This is a genomic window from Marinomonas sp. CT5 (assembly GCF_018336975.1).
Classification (GTDB): Bacteria; Pseudomonadota; Gammaproteobacteria; order Pseudomonadales; family Marinomonadaceae; genus Marinomonas.
Map to the genome: position 1 here is coordinate 2,872,026 of NZ_CP025572.1, position 17,545 is coordinate 2,889,570.

General features: G+C 41.4%; 14 protein-coding genes. 7 read left to right on the plus strand and 7 right to left on the minus strand.

Annotation, left to right across the window (positions count from 1 at the left end):
• Positions 1–30 precede the first annotated feature (30 nt).
• Positions 31–2,718 (minus strand): DNA gyrase subunit A, encoded by a 2,688-nt coding sequence (gene gyrA / locus C0J08_RS13570; RefSeq protein WP_212652473.1) that lies wholly within the window; start codon positions 2,716–2,718, stop codon positions 31–33.
• 367 nt (positions 2,719–3,085) lie between these two features.
• On the opposite strand from gyrA, the gene ubiG reads away from it, so the two are divergent.
• The 3 genes from ubiG to C0J08_RS13585 all read left to right on the plus strand — a co-directional run bounded on the left by ubiG (position 3,086) and on the right by C0J08_RS13585 (position 7,591).
• Positions 3,086–3,808, plus strand: coding sequence for a bifunctional 2-polyprenyl-6-hydroxyphenol methylase/3-demethylubiquinol 3-O-methyltransferase UbiG (ubiG, locus tag C0J08_RS13575; RefSeq protein WP_212652474.1), 723 nt, complete (start codon positions 3,086–3,088; stop codon positions 3,806–3,808).
• A 21-nt stretch (positions 3,809–3,829) separates the two neighbouring features.
• Positions 3,830–4,573 carry a YciK family oxidoreductase gene (locus C0J08_RS13580; RefSeq protein ID WP_212652475.1) on the plus strand — a complete coding sequence of 248 codons (744 nt, stop codon included), beginning with the start codon at positions 3,830–3,832 and terminating at the stop codon, positions 4,571–4,573.
• A 201-nt stretch (positions 4,574–4,774) separates the two neighbouring features.
• On the plus strand, positions 4,775–7,591 hold the full coding sequence (locus tag C0J08_RS13585) for an insulinase family protein (RefSeq protein WP_249344296.1): 2,817 nt from the start codon (positions 4,775–4,777) through the stop codon (positions 7,589–7,591).
• 18 nt (positions 7,592–7,609) lie between these two features.
• Here the strand turns inward: C0J08_RS13585 and C0J08_RS13590 are convergent, their stop codons facing one another.
• Positions 7,610–8,185 carry a hypothetical protein gene (locus C0J08_RS13590; RefSeq protein WP_212652477.1) on the minus strand — a complete coding sequence of 192 codons (576 nt, stop codon included), beginning with the start codon at positions 8,183–8,185 and terminating at the stop codon, positions 7,610–7,612.
• 102 nt (positions 8,186–8,287) lie between these two features.
• Positions 8,288–9,490, minus strand: coding sequence for an enoyl-ACP reductase FabV (gene fabV, locus C0J08_RS13595; RefSeq protein ID WP_212652478.1), 1,203 nt, complete (start codon positions 9,488–9,490; stop codon positions 8,288–8,290).
• A 167-nt stretch (positions 9,491–9,657) separates the two neighbouring features.
• On the opposite strand from fabV, the gene C0J08_RS13600 reads away from it, so the two are divergent.
• Positions 9,658–10,881 carry a glycosyltransferase gene (locus tag C0J08_RS13600; RefSeq protein WP_212652479.1) on the plus strand — a complete coding sequence of 408 codons (1,224 nt, stop codon included), beginning with the start codon at positions 9,658–9,660 and terminating at the stop codon, positions 10,879–10,881.
• 17 nt (positions 10,882–10,898) lie between these two features.
• Here the strand turns inward: C0J08_RS13600 and C0J08_RS13605 are convergent, their stop codons facing one another.
• From C0J08_RS13605 to yihG, 4 genes are all read right to left on the minus strand, one after another.
• A complete protein-coding gene (locus C0J08_RS13605) occupies positions 10,899–11,111 on the minus strand; it encodes a DUF1289 domain-containing protein (protein ID WP_249344298.1) in 213 nt (70 codons plus the stop codon).
• A gap of 42 nt (positions 11,112–11,153) precedes the next feature.
• The gene (locus C0J08_RS13610) at positions 11,154–11,870 is read right to left on the minus strand and encodes a YebC/PmpR family DNA-binding transcriptional regulator (RefSeq protein WP_212652480.1); all 717 of its coding nucleotides are present in this window, start codon (positions 11,868–11,870) and stop codon (positions 11,154–11,156) included.
• 157 nt (positions 11,871–12,027) lie between these two features.
• A complete protein-coding gene (locus C0J08_RS13615; RefSeq protein ID WP_212652481.1) occupies positions 12,028–13,197 on the minus strand; it encodes an aminotransferase-like domain-containing protein in 1,170 nt (389 codons plus the stop codon).
• A gap of 116 nt (positions 13,198–13,313) precedes the next feature.
• Entirely contained in the window at positions 13,314–14,213 is a 900-nt protein-coding gene (yihG, locus tag C0J08_RS13620; RefSeq protein WP_212652482.1) for a 1-acylglycerol-3-phosphate O-acyltransferase, YihG family, read from the minus strand.
• Between the two features lie 239 nt (positions 14,214–14,452).
• Between yihG and C0J08_RS13625 the strand changes: the two genes are divergently transcribed.
• From C0J08_RS13625 to C0J08_RS13635, 3 genes are read left to right on the plus strand one after another with little or no spacing between them, the layout of a single operon-like run.
• Positions 14,453–15,868: an ATP-binding protein gene (locus C0J08_RS13625; RefSeq protein WP_212652483.1), complete on the plus strand. Its 1,416-nt coding sequence runs from the start codon at positions 14,453–14,455 to the stop codon at positions 15,866–15,868.
• Positions 15,869–15,890: 22 nt separating this feature from the next.
• Positions 15,891–16,571, plus strand: a complete 681-nt coding sequence (locus C0J08_RS13630; protein WP_212652484.1) for a response regulator — start codon at positions 15,891–15,893, stop codon at positions 16,569–16,571.
• Positions 16,572–16,592: 21 nt separating this feature from the next.
• Complete coding sequence (locus tag C0J08_RS13635) at positions 16,593–17,543, plus strand: AEC family transporter (protein WP_212652485.1); 951 nt, start codon at positions 16,593–16,595, stop codon at positions 17,541–17,543.
• Positions 17,544–17,545 lie beyond the last annotated feature (2 nt).

Here is a 17,545-nt window from a genome sequence, read left to right on the forward strand (position 1 = left end):
GCGACGCACCTAGGTGCGTCGCTTTATTTTCTATTCCACGTCTGTATCAAGGACATCTGGAGATTCATCACCATTATCTGGCGACTGTTCAACAGCCGCTTCGGCCGCCTCTTCAATCTCTATATCTTCTTCATCATCCTCAACAACACGCTCGATACCAACCAAATGCTCATCATTTGTCAGACGAATCAAAGTAACACCCTGAGTGTTTCGCCCTTGACATGACACTTCTGTCACGCGAGTACGCACCAAAGTACCTTGATCAGTAATCAAGATGATTTCATCCGTTTCATCCACTTGAGCCGCCCCAACAACAGGACCGTTACGCTCAGAAACCTGAATACCGATAACACCTTGACCACCACGTCCATACACAGGGAAGTCTTCAACCAAAGTACGCTTGCCATAGCCATTTTCACAGGCCATCAGTACCGCTAAACCGTCCTGAGGAACAATAAGCGAAACAACCTTGGCATCTTCACCTAAACGAATCCCGCGCACACCAGCCGCAGTTCGGCCCATTGCACGAACATCAGATTCTTTAAAGCGGATTGTTTTACCAGAAGATGAAACCAACATAATGTCGTTATCACCATTCGTCACAGAGACACCAACTAACTCATCTGTCTCATCTAGACTCAAAGCAATCAACCCAGTTGAGCGTGGACGAGCAAAATGCTGCATTGCTGTCTTCTTAACGGTTCCGTTTGCTGTAGCCATAAAGATGTAGCTACTAGCTTCTACGGCTGAGTCTTCCGCCACCCCTTCATCTGTCTCTGAGTCAGCATCAGAAGACTCAACAACAGGCAATGGCAACAAGGCAGAAATAGACTCGCCTTCACTCAATGGTAGAAGGTTAACGATTGGGCGACCTTTCGCACTTCGACTAGCAACAGGAATTTCAAACACACGCAACCAGTACACTTTACCAAAATTACTGAAAAGCATAATGGTGTCATGGCTACTTGTTACTAGTAGATGTTCAATATGATCTTCGTCTTTCATGCTGGCAGAAGATTTACCACGACCGCCGCGACGTTGAGCTTGGTAATCGACCAAAGGTTGAGATTTCGCATAACCCGTATTAGAAATCGTAACCACCATTGGCGCTTCGTCTATCAAATCCGCAATGGTTAAATCCTGACGCGACGTCAAGATCTCTGTACGACGAGGATCGCCGAACGTTTCTTTAACTTCCTCTAGTTCCTCACGAATCACTTCCATCAAACGATTTGGATCAGAAAGAATGTTCAATAACTCGCCAATAAGCTCAATCAGAGACTTATATTCACCAAGAAGTTTGTCGTGCTCTAAGCCTGTTAAGCGATGTAAGCGCAAATCCAAAATGGCTTGAGCCTGATCGGGCGACAAGTGATAAGCGCCATCAACAAAACCGAATCCAGCATCTAGGTCATCAGGACGACATGCATCTGCACCCGCTCTTTCGAGCATGGCAACAACATTGCCTGGATCCCAAGATTCACCAACCAACTTCTCTTTCGCTTCAGCCGACGTTGGAGAGGTACGAATCAGCTCAATAACACGATCAATATTCGCCAAAGCGACAGCCAAACCTTCAAGGATATGACCACGCTCACGCGCCTTACGAAGTTCAAAAATAGTACGACGAGTAACCACTTCTCGACGGTGTTTGACAAAACACTCAAGAATTTGTTTCAGGTTCAGTAATTGAGGACGACCATCAACCAAGGCCACCATATTCATACCAAACACAGACTGCAATTGAGTTTGTGAAAAGATATTATTTACAACTACTTCTGGATTTTCACCACGACGCAGCTCGATAACAATACGCATACCGTCTTTATCGGACTCATCACGCAGCTCGCTGATACCTTCCAGTTTTTTCTCTTTCACTAGCTCAGCAATTTTTTCAATCACTTTTGCTTTGTTTAACTGGTATGGAATCTCAGTAAAGACGATGGATTGGCGATTGCCTTTTTCCATGTCTTCAAAATGATGGCGAGCGCGCATATAAATGCGGCCACGACCGGTTTTGTAAGCTTCAATAATACCAGCACGACCATTAATGAACGCCCCTGTTGGGAAGTCTGGCCCTGGTATATGATCAATGAGTTCATCAATAGTAATGTCGGCATTATCAATAACCGCTAAACAACCATCAATAATTTCACCAAGATTATGAGGTGGGATATTAGTAGCCATACCTACTGCAATACCCGCCGAGCCGTTCACTAACAACCCAGGGACACGAGCAGGCAATACTTCTGGCATAAATTCCGTGCCATCATAGTTAGGCACAAAATCAACGGTTTCTTTCTCTAAATCCATCAAAAGATGGTGAGAGATTTTTTCCATTCGGATTTCGGTATAACGCATTGCTGCAGCACTGTCGCCATCGACAGAACCGAAGTTACCTTGACCATCGACCAAGGTGTAACGCATTGAGAATGGTTGCGCCATACGAACAATCGTATCGTATACAGCAGAATCACCATGTGGGTGATATTTACCGATTACATCACCGACGATACGCGCCGATTTTTTGTACGGTTTATTCCAATCATTTTTAAGTTCATTCATCGCAAATAGAACGCGACGGTGAACAGGTTTTAGCCCGTCTCGCACATCAGGTAATGCTCGGCCTACAATTACGCTCATTGCATAATCTAGGTAAGATCCCTTAAGTTCATTTTCGATACTGACGGGAATAATTTCTTTGGCTAATTCACCCATAGATACAATCGATCCTTATGCCTTGGAGTCAAAAGACTCCCTAATATCTTTTTATAAGCGCCGCATTGTACCATAAGGAAATAAATAACACCCCTTAAAGGAACATGTTTTGTCTCTCTACTTGGCAATTAAAAGGCGCTCTCATACACCTTATCTGCACCATCTAACTCAATACACCCAAATATTTCCACAGAGACAAACCAAGTTTACTATTGGTCACCTCCTTAGTTGACGCTATACTAGAAGTAGTTCGCTTCAAGCCCACATTTTTAAACGCATCATTGAAGCCATCACTTAAAGCCACTAGCTTAAACTTAGCATTCTTAATATGGCTCTCACTTCTCTCAGAGATACAGGAAATAGACACATGCCAAACACACAAGAAAACAATGTAGATCTTAACGAAGTTGCGAAGTTTGAAGCTCTCGCTAGCCGCTGGTGGGACACAGAGAATGAATTTAAACCGCTACACGATATAAACCCTCTACGCACCAACTACATAAATGAGCGAGCTACAGGCTTACAAGGCAAAAAAGTCATTGATGTTGGCTGTGGCGGCGGCATACTTTCAGAGGCAATGGCAAAACTTGGAGCACAAGTGAAAGGCATCGATATGGGCGAAGCCCCTCTCGCTGTAGCTAAACTTCACTTAGAAGAATCCAAACTAGACATTGATTACGAAAAAATCACAGCAGAAGAAATAGCCCAAAGAGAAGCTGGTCAATACGATGTTGTAACTTGCCTAGAAATGCTAGAACACGTCCCAGATCCATCCTCTGTCATTAAAGCTTGCATGAAACTCGCTAAGCCTGGCGGCCATGTATTTTTTTCAACGATCAATAGAAACCCAAAAGCCTACCTTTTCGCCATTGTGGGTGCGGAATACATTCTAAAAATGCTTCCTAAAGGGACGCACGATTACGCTAAGTTCATTCAACCTGCCGAGTTAAACAATTACGCAAGACAAGCTGGATTGGAAGTGAAACACATGACAGGAATGACCTACAATCCTCTCACCAAAACATACAAACTTACCGATAAAGATGTATCTGTTAATTATATGATGCACACCCAAAAGCCAGACGCCTAATTTAAGGCATAAGGAGGAGATATGTTTGACTATCAAGCCCCAAGCCAATTACTCAAAGATAAGGTAATCCTTGTCACTGGAGCAGGCGACGGTATAGGCAAAGCCGCCGCCATTACCTATGCAAAGCATGGCGCAACGGTCATACTCTTAGGCCGCACAACCAAAAAACTCGATGCTGTTTACGATTACATAGAAAGACACCATCTCCCACAAGCCGCTATTGTTCCACTCAACTTGGACGGCGCTGGAGAACATGATTATATTGAGTTAGCCAACACCATTGAAGCCGAGTTTGGTCACTTAGATGGCATACTCCATAACGCTGGAATTTTAGGAGAAAGAACCCCAATCTCCACTTATGACCCAACACTTTTTGATAAAGTCATGCGCATCAATGTAACAAGCCAGCTCTTACTCACTCAAACATTACTACCTTTAATGCAAAGAGCTCAAAACGCCTCCGTTATCTTTACCTCTTCAGGTGTTGGTCGAAAAGCAAAAGCAAACTGGGGCGCTTACGCCATCTCAAAATTTGCGACCGAAGCCATGATGCAATTATTTTCCAGCGAACTCGCTGAACTGTCTCCGAATATTAGAGCAAATGCCATCAACCCTGGCGCAACAAGAACAAGTATGAGAGCCAGCGCATACCCAGAAGAGGACCCAGACACACTCCCAACACCCGAAGAAATCATGCCCCTCTATCTTTATCTTATGGGAGAAGACAGCCTTACAACCAATGGAAAATCATTAGACGCACAATAGCCCTTTACATATTAATTGCAATGGGTCTCTTCATATCCATTGCATCAAATCACTTGCTTCAGTTAACCTGTTGGCATGATTAAATTATGCCAACGGTTCATATCTTTCATTCTTTTACTCACTACGCTTGCATCTTTTTCGATTCACGCCACAGATTCACCTACAAACCTAAAAGATCAACCTAGAGATAACACTATACAGATGAACAACACAGTCATCAGCATACTTAACAAAAGCCTAACAGATAAAAACAACTATCACTTAATAACACTCGACAACAACTTAAAAGTACTACTAGTAAGTGACCCTCAAGCCGAGCGTTTTTCAGCTTCTTTATCCGTTAACGTTGGCAGTTTCCAAGATCCCAAGAACCAACAAGGTCTAGCACACTTTCTAGAACACATGCTATTTCTAGGCACCCAAAAATACCCTGAATCCGGCGACTACCAAAACTATATCAATACTCACGGCGGCTCTAACAATGCATATACAACAACCAATACCACCAACTTTTATTTCGACATCAACCCCATCGCCTATGAGGGCGCATTAGATAGATTCTCTCAATTTTTCATCTCGCCGTTACTTAGTGAATCACTTACTCAACGGGAAAAAAACGCCGTAGACTCTGAATACAAAGCCAAACTCAAAGACGAGAGCAGACGAAGTAACGAGGCATTTAAAACACTTATTAACCCGAAACACCCCTTTAGCCACTTCTCAGTTGGCAATCTAGACACTCTCAAAGATCGGCCAAACAACCCCTTGAGAGAACAACTACTCAAGCTCTACAAAGAAAACTATTTTAGTGAAAATATGGCGCTAGTAATGGTTGCAGATTTACCTTACAACCAAATGGCAACTCTTGCTCAAGAATACTTTTCAGCTATCCCTAGCAAACCAAAAAAAGAAGAAAGACATTACCCAAAACTGATAAAACAGAAGCAACCACAGCTTCAATTTCTTAAACCATTAATCGACAGCAATACGATTAATTTTTATTATCAAATCAATGCGCAAAGCCAAAACTACAAGACCCAACCAAGCCGTTATTTATCCTATATTCTAGGCAATGAAAATAAGGGCTCTCTCTATGCCACACTAAAATCTGAAGGCCTAATAAATGGCCTAACAGTAAAAACAAGTAACGACTATGGCGACAACGCCTTGTTTACAGTCAAAATACGCTTAACCAATGAAGGAATGAAAAAAATAGACAAAGTAGCAAAGCAATTTTTTGCCACTATTAGCCTCTTAAAATCTTCACCAATTAATCCGCTTTATCTAGAAGAAGGACTAAAATTAAGCCAGTTAATGTTTAACAACCAAAATTATGTCGATCCTCAAAGCCTTGCTCGGACCCTATCCGCAAAGATGCTCTATATACCAACAAAAGACATTTTAAGTTGCTTCCGTTTAGACTCAGCGGCCTCACCTAAACAAGTACAAAACTTACTACAACAACTCACCCCTGAAAATCTTCTAGTGCAAGTCATCAGCAACCAACCACTTCCCGAGAAGTGGGCTAAACAAAAAGACAGTTGGAAAATTGAACCCTGGTACAAAAGCGAATATCAAAACAGCTACTTCAGTTCGAACTTCATAAATCTCATCAAGCTGTCCATAAAAGACACTCGTGTCGGCCTGCCTGAGAGAAATAGCTTCATTCCAGAACATTTAAACCTGATCAACGAAAAAGACAAAACTCCCTCCATTGTTTTTCAACAAGAAGGCTTTAGTTTTTGGAACAAATCTGATTCAAGCTTTGGCAAACCTATTGCGATAAACTTCCTAGCCATTCGCTTCGACCACGCCGCAGACACACCAAAACACACACTTTTAAATCAATTATGGAGCAGGCTATTTAATGAAAGCATAAGCGAATCCACTTACGCCCCATATGTTGCAGGATTAGGATACAGCTTCTACCCTCACGCGAATGGAGCCACATTAAGAACCAGTGGCTATTCAGATAAACAAAGCACTTACATGACTTGGCTTGTTGACAAATTATTCTTGTTTACTCCAAATCTAAACAATTTCAAACAAGCCAAAACTCAACTAGAAAAAGACCTAAGCAACCAAAAAAGCCGACAAGCCTATAGCCTTGCCAATAGCGCACTAAACACATTGATCACAAAAAATAGCTTCACAACTGAACAACTAGAAGGCGCATTAAAAGAACTGTCTATAAAAGATTTAAAGTCTTATATAAAAGCAGCTAGAGACCAATTTGACATTGTTGGCTATAGCACAGGAAACCAAAACAAAAAGCAAACGCAACAACTAGCGGCCTCACTATATCAACGCTTTGTTGGACGCCTAAAACCAAGAAAACCAGTAGAAATCGAAACTAAGCAGATTTCGTCTCCTCAAAAATATCACTACCGATTCGATTCTACTAGCGATGACACCACTGTACTCTATACCCTAATAGACACCAGCCACCAGAAACAGAAGTCACTTAAGACCAACACTTCTATTACTGAAAAAGCTTACTTTTCAATCTTTAAAAAACTCATTAGTAGTGCCTTTTACCACGAGCTCAGAACAAACAAACAACTTGGCTATATTGTTGGAGCACAAGATCTAAGCATAAGAAATACCCCTATTTTAGGACTGCTTGTGCAATCTCCAAACAAAAACAACCTCACTATCATTAACGCAATAGCAGACTTTTTAAATGAACAGAAAGACAGATTACAAACCTTACCTTTAAAAGAGTTTGAAGAAGGGAAAAATTCGCTACTCACTCAACTCAAAATGACTGCAAAAAACTTAAGCGACAACGCCCTAAATGAATGGCATCAAATAGCGAAACAAGATCCAAACTTTAATTTACAAGAAGAATGGATTGATAGAGTAGAAAAGATAAAAAGACAGGACTTCATTACTTTCATTAAAAGCAAAGTTCAATCAACACACACAACAAAGATCATTATCCATAACAAAGAGTTCCCGAATGAACTAACAAAACAAGGATGGGTAGAAACCTCACCCAATAACCCTCGCCTCTAATATAAAACAAAAGAAACGTTAGCCGCCGCCAATCAATTTTTCCAACTTATCCTCATCAGTAGCCGGAGCGGCTTTCGCGCCATTTGCTTTCGTTTCATTATTAGCCGCTGGCGTGACGCCTTTGCCAATAGGTGAAAAATCACCAACATCTGGACCAGCTGTTTCCAAGGATGCATTCTCTTTTGAAACCTTCTCACCTTTCACTTGATCACCAAAAATACCAATTTCAGGCATCATCCTAAGGCGCTTAGCTTCAATATCTTCGGGGATATTTCCAGTAAAAAGCACGGTAAAAGGCGCTTCTTCAGTTCGCTTATTCACCTCGTCATAAATTGCCTGTTCGCGTTCAGCAATAGCATTCTCTTCCAAATAAGACATACCTTTGCCCTCCGCTGTTATCACAATATTAGGAGCGATATTCGACTTTGTTTTGTCGACAGGAATCACTGCCACCTGCTCTTTAGAATCAACAACAACTTGGTGCTTACCTCGAATTACGTTATTACCATAGATGATATCAACAGGCTGCAACTCAACTTTCTGAGCTATCACAGATAGCGGAAGGAAGAAAAACAACACGAACAAATACTTCATAAGCACCCCAATACACGAATATCTCCACTATAAGAGATAAAAACACATAAAAAAAGGAGCTCAAGCTAAGCCTGAACTCCTTTTTTGTTACTTTACTATAACCTAAAGAGTAATAACTTCAAATTCCACTTCAGGCTCAGCTTCAGCTTCGTAATCAACACCATCAACACCAAAGCCAAATAGTTTCAAAAACTCATCTTTGTAAAGTTGGTAGTCTGTTTCAGCAAACAAATTTGCATCGTTAATTTGAGGCCAAAGATCACGACAAGCTTGCTGCACATCGTCACGTAATTCCCAATCATCTAAACGCAGACGATTTTGATCATCTGTCAATTCAGCTGGATTGTTATTGTTATACAAACGTTCAGCAAACATACGATAGATTTGATCCATACAGCCTTCATGAAGGCCTTTTTCGCGCATCACCTTAAAGACCATCGCCAAGTACAGAGGCATAACAGGAATCGCAGAAGAAGCTTGCGTGACAACAGACTTCAATACAGCAACATTGGCACCACCACCTATCTTAGCTAACTGAGCATCAATAGCAGCAGAAGCACGATCTAAGTCTTCTTTCGCCTTACCTAGCGCACCATGCCAATAAATTGGCCAAGTGATATCAGAGCCGATGTAAGAATAAGCAACTGTACGAACACCCTCAGCCAAAACACCCGCTTCTTGCAAAGCAGACATCCAAAGCTCCCAATCCTGTCCACCCATAACAGTAGTCGTTGCATCAATTTCTTCTTGAGTCGCAGGCTCAATTTCTGCCTCAATGATCACGTCTTTGTTGGTATCAATTGCAGTAGAACGGTATGGCTGACCAATTGGCTTAAGAACAGAGCGAACAACCTCGCCAGTCTCTGGCATTTTACGAACGGGTGAAGCCAAAGAGTAAACCACCATATCAACTTGACCAAGATCCTCTTTGATCAACTCAATCACTTTATCACGAGCTTCATTTGAGAAGGCATCCCCATTGATACTTTTAGCGTACAAGCCTTCTTCTTTGGCTGCTTTATCAAATGCCGCTGCATTATACCAACCAGCCGTACCTGTTTTCTTTTCAGTACCTGGTTTCTCAAAGAAAACGCCAATTGTTGCCGCGCCAGAACCGAACGCAGCTGCAATACGAGAAGACAAGCCATAACCACTTGATGCACCGATTACGAGTACTTTTTTAGGGCCGTTTTCAATCGCGCCTTTGCTTTTAGTAAAAGCAATTTGCTCTCTTACATTTTGCTCACAACCTACTGGGTGTGTTGTTGTACAAATAAATCCACGAATCTTTGGTTTTATGATCATAATATCTTCTCAACGTCATGTTTTGCTTACGTCCTACCTGACAATCCCTTCATAATGAGGCAGGCAAGACAAATCTGTTCGCCATGATACAATAGCCAGACGAATATGTCCTGATTCTACTAAGAATACAGAACCAAAAGCCCCACATTATATTTAAAGAGAACATCGTGCACCTACTTGTCATCGGCTACGTCTGGCCAGAACCTAACTCCTCTGCTGCTGGCAGCAGAATGATGCAATTACTCAATTGCTTTCATAAACAGAACTGGACGCTCTCATTTGCCAGCCCGGCTCAGCAAACAGAACATATGGCAGACCTTTCAAAGTTAAACATTGAGGCGGAACATATCGAGCTAAACAATGCATCATTCGATCATTACATCTCAGAGAAAAAACCAGACATCGTCATATTCGATCGCTTCATGATGGAAGAGCAATTTGGTTGGAGAGTGGAAAAATTCAGCCCTGAATCATTACGTGTGCTGAATACTGAAGACCTGCATTCGCTAAGACAAGCCAGACACAACGCATTAAAACAAAATAAGGACTTTGTAATAGAAGACCTTTATAGCGAACAGGGCATTCGCGAAATCGCCGCGATTCATCGCTGCGATTTAACATTGATGATTTCTGAAGTAGAGACAAAATTACTTACCGACGAATTTCATGTACCAGAAACGCATGTTTTTTACCTACCATTTATGTTACCAGAACCGAAAAACACTGACGCCTTACTCAATTTTGAAAAACGACAACACTTTATTAGTATCGGCAACTTTCGCCACGCCCCAAACTGGGATGCTGTTCTGCAATTAAAAAATGAAATTTGGCCAAACATTCGCAAACGTCTCCCCAAAGCAGAAATGCATATTTATGGCGCTTACCCACCACCCAAGGCCACGCAACTTAACAACCCTAAAGAAGGCTTTTTAGTAAAAGGCTGGGCTGAAGACGCTCACGCCGTTATGCAACAAGCCAGAATCTGTTTAGCACCATTACGTTTTGGCGCTGGCATTAAAGGTAAATTAGTGGAAGCGATGCAAATGGGAACACCAAGTATCACCACGAACATTGGCGCGGAGTCCATGCACGGCGAACTGCCATGGAATGGTGTGATTACAGATGATATGGAAACCTTTGCCGATGCGGCAGTATCACTCTATGAAGACAAAGAGAGCTGGTTGCTGATGCAACAAAATGGCAATAGAATTTTGCAGGATCGCTATCAAGCAGAAGAATGGGAACCCAAGTTGATTAACAGGTTGACGCTTCAGGTTAAGATAAAAGAAAGCCTGCGAAAAAAGCATTTCTTAGGCTTGATGTTACGCCATCACAGTTTAAAAAGTACGCAATACATGTCGCAATGGATTGAGCTTAAGAATAAAGATTAAGGCAAGTAACAAAAGGGTTAGCCAGAAACAAAATGGCTTTTGGCTTCCCTTTCACGAACCTTTTTCATTACCGCTTGCTGAGAAGCCTTGTTCATACTCCCCCACTGGCTGATTTCTTTACCGGTTCGGTAGCAACCGACACACACATCGTCATCATTAAGCAGACAAATATTGACACAAGGGGATTTTATCTGAGGTTTGGGTTTGGTCATTTTTGAATCAACACTCATAAAGCAAAAAGTCCTGGTGACAACTCACCAGGACTTTCCATTCTAATATTCGGCGTTATGGTAAACGCGCTGAACATCATCTAAGTCATTCAATAGATCCAAGAAGCGCTCAAATTGTTCCACTTCTTCACCTTGAATTTCAGTCATATTTTGTGCAACAAACTGAATTTCATCAACATCAAAGTCAATTTCACCAAACGCATCCGTCAATGCTGTTTTAGCCTTATTATAATCAGTATGTGGTGCAAAAACGGTCACTTTCCCATCTTCCAGCTCAATATCAGTGACATCAACATCCGCCATCATCAAAGCTTCTAATACTGCTTCCTCATCAGTACCTGCAAAAACAAAAATAGCACTGTGGTCAAACATGTGGCTCACACTGCCCTGACTACCGATCTTACATTTTACTTTGTTGAAGCAAGTGCGTACGTCACCAAAGGTACGGTTTGGATTATCAGACAAGCAATCCACGATAACCATAGTATTACCTGGACCAAAACCTTCATAACGAGCTGTATCAAAGTCTTCTCCACCGCCACCTTTCGCCTTATCAATCGCTTTGTCGATAACGTGAGTTGGCACCTGATCTTTTTTAGCTCGGTCAATCAGAGAACGTAGTGCCAAATTACCATTAGGATCAATACCACCGGATTTCGCGCAAACATAAATCTCACGGCCGTACTTACTGTAAACCTTGGCTTTTTGATCAGACGTTTTTGCCATGGACTCTTTGCGGTTTTGAAAGGCTCTGCCCATTACATATTCCTATTCTATACAGTCATAAAAGTGAGATTCTAACGTGTCCCCTAAAAAGAAGGAACTGCTAGCCCAACATAAATACATTTAAATTCAGGACTTACCATCACAAAATTTCATGGAGGTGCGATAAACCAGCCAATGACGAAGAGGTAGCTTACGGGATAAGCTGTCGAATTACTTTAGCCAGCACAACAGTTGCCTGCTGGATTTGTGCAGGTGAAACACGCGCAAAACTCAACCGTAGAAATGAGTCTTCAAGAGGACTCTTACAAGGAAAAAAAGGTATTCCAGGAAGAACGAGCACTTTATCCTTCAAAGCTTCTGTCAACACAAGCTGCGACGAAACACCAGCTGGAAGTCTTACCCAGAAAAACATACCGCCAGCGGGTAACGAATATTCAACCAGCCCACCGAGTTCTTTACTTAAAGCCTCAGCCATCACATCTCTCTTCTCTTTATAGGCTTTTTGTAACTTGATAACGTGATCGGGATATTGCCCAGACTGAAAAAACTGAGTAATCATACTTTGTCCAAGACGATTAGTGTGAAGATCAACCGCTTGTTTTACTTTAACTAGATAGGGAAAAAAATCTACACAGGAAACGATATACCCTGTCCTTAACCCTGGCCACAACACCTTAGAAAAGCTTCCCATATACAACCAAGGCGCTTGTTTTATTAACGTTGAAATCGGTGTCAGATCAACATTGTCATAACAAAGATCACGATATGGGTCATCTTCAATGAGTAGTATATTTTTCTCATCAAGCAAAGCCGCAATCTCTCGTCGACGTTTCGCACTATAGCAATGCCCTGCCGGATTCTGAAAATTAGGAATCAAATAAACCGCTTTCGGATGGTATTTTTCGATCGCATCACGCAAGGCGGAAACGGACATACCGTCAGCATCAGATAAGACATCCTGAACATTCGCACCTTGCAGCTTAAACACCTGACACGCAGCCAGATAAGTTGGCTGTTCCGTTAGAATGGTCGAGGTCTCGTCTAAAACTAAACGGCTGATAATATCCAAACCTTGTTGCGAGCCGCTGGTGATTAATACGTTATCAGTAGAGATGTCCAGACCTCGCTCCGCAACAATAGACACAATGCATTCTCGCAGATCTTTTTCACCCTCACTTGGGCCATATTGACGACTGTCCTTTAGTTGCTTCAAATCTGGATAAGCTGGCATCAGGTTTTCATCTGGCAAACCACCAGCTAAGGACAGAACGTCTGGCTGTTGGCTATAATGCAGTAACTCCCGCACCAAAGAAGCTTCCATACTTTTTGAGTGCGAAGTCAATAAATGAGAAATATCCATACCAAGTGCCTCAACAAATTTAAGAGTGGAGAAACAGGGTCAGACATTTCATCAAAAGGGAAAAGATACAATTTGCACTTAATTGGAGGATACAGAATAAAAAAATGTTCGATTTATTAAAAACACTCAAACTCTTCTTTTAAAAGACGCTCAATTTCTTGATCTTTTTGCTGCCAAAGTGTGTTAACCCATTGCTGAAAGTAGGCTCTATATTCAGCATCATTTTGATAATCACCAAGCAGAGAATCGTCTATCGGCATAACGTTTATATGTACCTTAATGTGGGCCACTCTTCCACAAAGGTACTCAAAAAAGGTTGGAACTCCTTCCGGATAAACAATAGTGATATCGATTAATTTATGCAGCTTGCCATCCATCGCATTTAACGCAAAAGACAAACCACCAGCCTTTGGCATAAGAAGATGTGTATACTGACTAGATTGCTGATCGTACTTTTGCCGAGTGAAGCGAGTGCCTTCCAAAAAATTCATAATGGATACAGGAAAGTATTGAAATTTTTCACAAGCCTTCTTCGTAACCTCAATATCTTTTCCTTTCAATTCGGGGCGTTTTTTAAGAACTGCAGAGCTATAGCGTTTCATAAAAGGAAACTCTAAAGCCCACCAAGCTAAACCAATAAAAGGCACCCAAATAAGTTCACGCTTTAAAAAAAACTTTATAAAAGGAATACGCCTATTAAACAAACGCTGAAGAATGAGAATATCCACCCATGATTGGTGATTCGCTATCACCATATACCAATCTTTTGAGACAAAATCATTCATTCCAGATACCGAAATCGATGTTCTGCCTAAATAACGCTGATTAAAATTATTCACCCCTATCCAAAATGTTGCGATATTATCCAATACCAAATTCACAATCGCTCGCACAGACGCAATAGGAAGAAAGCACTTAATCAAAGCCAACACCATTACTGGAACAAAGCAAAATAAGGTATTTAAAACGATCAAAAAGAACGAAAAACTACCTTTTACAACAGACAAAATAGGCATAATTAGCCTCAACAATCAAAGAACGAGGCATCATACTAAAGGAATAAGTTAATGGGAAATCCTCATTATTTACACGCCAACCAAGTAGCTATCTTTACAAATTAAACTGTATAGTAAACAAACGATTAGTATGACTAGCGAACCCACTCGATACCAAGGATAATGCACTCTAATATCGACGATTATCAATTTCCTGCAAACCAGATGCAGGACACATTAATAGGATTTCAAATTCATCTATGAGCACAAACAAAGGGCTAAAAATTCGACATAAACTGTTTGCTGTTTTTGTCTTAAGTAACATTTTGCTCATTGTTTCTATGTGGCAAGTATTTCAGTGGAGTTTTGACCGAGGGTTTGTGTCTTATGCCACAGAACGAGATCGTGACTTTTTAGAGCAAATGGCTAACCGAACCGCCAACCTTTATATTTATTATGACGACTGGTATTTTTTGGTCCAAGAAAGCCGTATGGAAAATGAATGGCACAAAGCCAAGATAGAGAACCTGCGAGATCTTGTACCACCACCTAGCACTCCCAACTTAGACTTAATCTATCCATCTCAATACTATCGCCAGCGCTTTTTATTATTTGATGCGAAACAAAAACCAATTATCGGTAAAACGCGCTTCACAGATGCAGAAACTCATGCCGTAGTGGTAAATAAAAAAGTAGTTGGCTATGTGGGTCTACGCTCTATTAGAGAGCTTGTCCAGGACCAAACACTTCGCTTTGTCCGTCAACAGGGTGAAGCTTTTTTACTCATTTCTGCCTTTATGCTGGCAATAGCCGCGCTATTAACATGGCCATTAGCCCAATGGTTAAGCCGCCCTATTAGTTCAATGCAAAAGGCCACCAAAAAACTCGCGGCCGGAAAATACGACACAAGAATAACGGTAAAAGGTTCAGACGAATTAGCTGGATTAAGCTGTGACTTTAATAACCTAGCTTGCACATTGGAACAAACAAGAGAAGCACGTAAACGTTGGGTAGCCGATACCGCTCACGAATTAAGAACACCAGTAGCAATTCTTAGAGGTGAAATTGAAGCGATGCAAGATGGCATTATAAAAGTCTCACCTGAAAGTCTTGCGTCACTGCAACAGGAAACACTACATATCGCACGTCTCATTGATGACTTAAACCAGTTATCCATGCATGATATGGGTAACTTAAGCTATCAAATGGAAGATGTCTCATTAAACGATATTATTGAACAAACAGTTCAATCATTAACTCTTCCCTTTAACGAAGCCGGATTAGAATTAGAGTTTGAATATTCTCAGAAAAACCCTATTGTTATGAATGGTGATTCAGACCGACTGCATCAACTCTTTGCAAATCTGATGAATAACTCATTGAAATACACCAATGCTCCAGGAAAGCTAACCGTTAAGCTTTTGAAGAAGAATAAAAAAGCCATTGTGCTTTTTGAAGACACTGCACCTGGCGTAACAGATGATGATAAAAATAGAATTTTTGAGCAGTTTTTCCGTGTCGAAAACTCAAGAAATAGAGCAACTGGCGGAAGAGGTTTAGGCCTCGCGATTTGCGCCAGTATAGTGGATGGACATCAAGGCACAATCAGTGCTTATCACTCACCTGATGGTGGCTTAGGTATAAAAATAGAATTCCCTTTAAACTACTCTCGTTAAACGAACAGGAAATAATAAGATTATGAGCAAAGTACTGATTATTGAAGACGAACCAAAATTAGCAGAATTAATGGGTGCTTACCTAGATCAAGCAGGTTACGAGCATCATCACTTAGACCGCGGCGATATTGCTGTCGACTACATCAAAAACAATCAAGTTGATATTATTTTATTAGATTTGATGCTACCGGGTTTAGACGGTGTTGAAATTTGTAAACAAGTTCGTCAATTCAGCGGTGTTCCTATTATTATGGTGACAGCCAAGGCAGAAGAAATTGATCGCCTAATAGGTCTAGAAATGGGAGCAGATGATTATGTTTGTAAACCATTTAGTCCTCGTGAAATCGTTGCACGGGTAAAAGCAAATTTACGTCGAATTGAGCTTGACCAAGCTGAATCTCCTCGCACGGATGGTTTTGACCTAGATGTTGACCGTCTTCGTGCCACTTACAAAGGCGAGCTGATTGACCTAACAACGGTTGAGTTCCAGTTACTCCAATTGCTTATCAAAGAGCCTGGCCGCGTATTTGGCCGTGACCTTATTATGAAAAGCATCTACGCTGACAGCCGTGTCGTGAGTGATCGAACCATTGATAGCCACATTAAGAAACTGCGTAAAAAGATTTCTGCGGTTGCCCCTGAATTGAACGTTATTCATTCTGTTTACGGTGCAGGTTATCGCTTCGAGAATAATGATCAATAAGACCTTTTATAAGGAACAGCGTTGAACAACTTTTTAGAGGTTTTGGTATTTTCTTTTTCAATCACCATGCCAATTTTTATGATCTTGGTGCTTGGAATCCTCTTATACCGAATACGGCTCATCAATGATAACTTCATTGATGTAGCGTCTAAACTGGTGTTCAACGTAACACTTCCCGCCCTACTCTTTATTAATATCTCAAAAACAGACCTCAATAGTGATACTGATCTATCCTTGGTGATCTATGCAATGGTCGCCGTTGTCATCAGTTATGTGGCTCTTGAAATGATCATGTCTTTTTGGGTCACAGACAAAGCGGAACGTGCGGTATTAGTACAAGCCGCTTTCCGTTCCAATATGGGCATTATCGGCCTAGCCTACTGCGTAAATGCTTATGGTAATGACGTATTTTCTGTTGCTTCTGCTTATCTGGGCGGTGTCACCATATTATTTAACGTTTTATCTGTTGTTGGCTTGAGTCGTGCTTTGGGAGGAAAAAGTGGTATCAAAGTGATTGTGAAGGGGATCGCTAAAAATCCGCTGATCATTGCCATAGTAGCGGCTTTTGCGACAGCCATAACTGGCTTAAGCTTACCAACAACACTCTATAAGGCTGGTGATTACTTTGCACAAATGACACTACCATTAGCTTTATTGTGCGCCGGTGCTTCCTTAAGCTTTAAATCTTTGAAAGAAGGAATTTTAGGCGCCCTCTTAGCATCTGTCGGCAAATTGATTTTCATACCTTTTGCATTAACCCTTGGTGGTTATTTACTAGGATATCGGGGAATGGAACTCGGCGTTTTGTTTCTTATGTCATCAGCCCCTACCGCTTCGGCAAGCTATATTATGGTTCGAGCCATGAATGGCAACGCCACCTTAGCCGCCAATATCATCGTGATTACTACCATCGCATCCTTGATTACAACAAGCATCGGCGTTACTTTGTTACGAGGTCTTAATCTGATTTGATA

Excerpts from the sequence above, each read along its gene's own strand:
- yihG (WP_212652482.1), bottom strand. The coding sequence starts at position 14,213 with ATGCCTATTTTGTCTGTTGTAAAAGGTAGTTTTTCGTTCTTTTTGATC.
- C0J08_RS13590 (WP_212652477.1), bottom strand. The coding sequence starts at position 8,185 with ATGAAGTATTTGTTCGTGTTGTTTTTCTTCCTTCCGCTATCTGTGATA.
- C0J08_RS13625 (WP_212652483.1), top strand. The coding sequence starts at position 14,453 with ATGAGCACAAACAAAGGGCTAAAAATTCGACATAAACTGTTTGCTGTT.
- C0J08_RS13630 (WP_212652484.1), top strand. The coding sequence starts at position 15,891 with ATGAGCAAAGTACTGATTATTGAAGACGAACCAAAATTAGCAGAATTA.
- fabV (WP_212652478.1), bottom strand. The coding sequence starts at position 9,490 with ATGATCATAAAACCAAAGATTCGTGGATTTATTTGTACAACAACACAC.
- C0J08_RS13585 (WP_249344296.1), top strand. The coding sequence starts at position 4,775 with ATGAACAACACAGTCATCAGCATACTTAACAAAAGCCTAACAGATAAA.
- ubiG (WP_212652474.1), top strand. The coding sequence starts at position 3,086 with ATGCCAAACACACAAGAAAACAATGTAGATCTTAACGAAGTTGCGAAG.
- C0J08_RS13605 (WP_249344298.1), bottom strand. The coding sequence starts at position 11,111 with ATGAGTGTTGATTCAAAAATGACCAAACCCAAACCTCAGATAAAATCC.
- C0J08_RS13615 (WP_212652481.1), bottom strand. The coding sequence starts at position 13,197 with ATGGATATTTCTCATTTATTGACTTCGCACTCAAAAAGTATGGAAGCT.
- C0J08_RS13580 (WP_212652475.1), top strand. The coding sequence starts at position 3,830 with ATGTTTGACTATCAAGCCCCAAGCCAATTACTCAAAGATAAGGTAATC.
- C0J08_RS13610 (WP_212652480.1), bottom strand. The coding sequence starts at position 11,870 with ATGGGCAGAGCCTTTCAAAACCGCAAAGAGTCCATGGCAAAAACGTCT.
- gyrA (WP_212652473.1), bottom strand. The coding sequence starts at position 2,718 with ATGGGTGAATTAGCCAAAGAAATTATTCCCGTCAGTATCGAAAATGAA.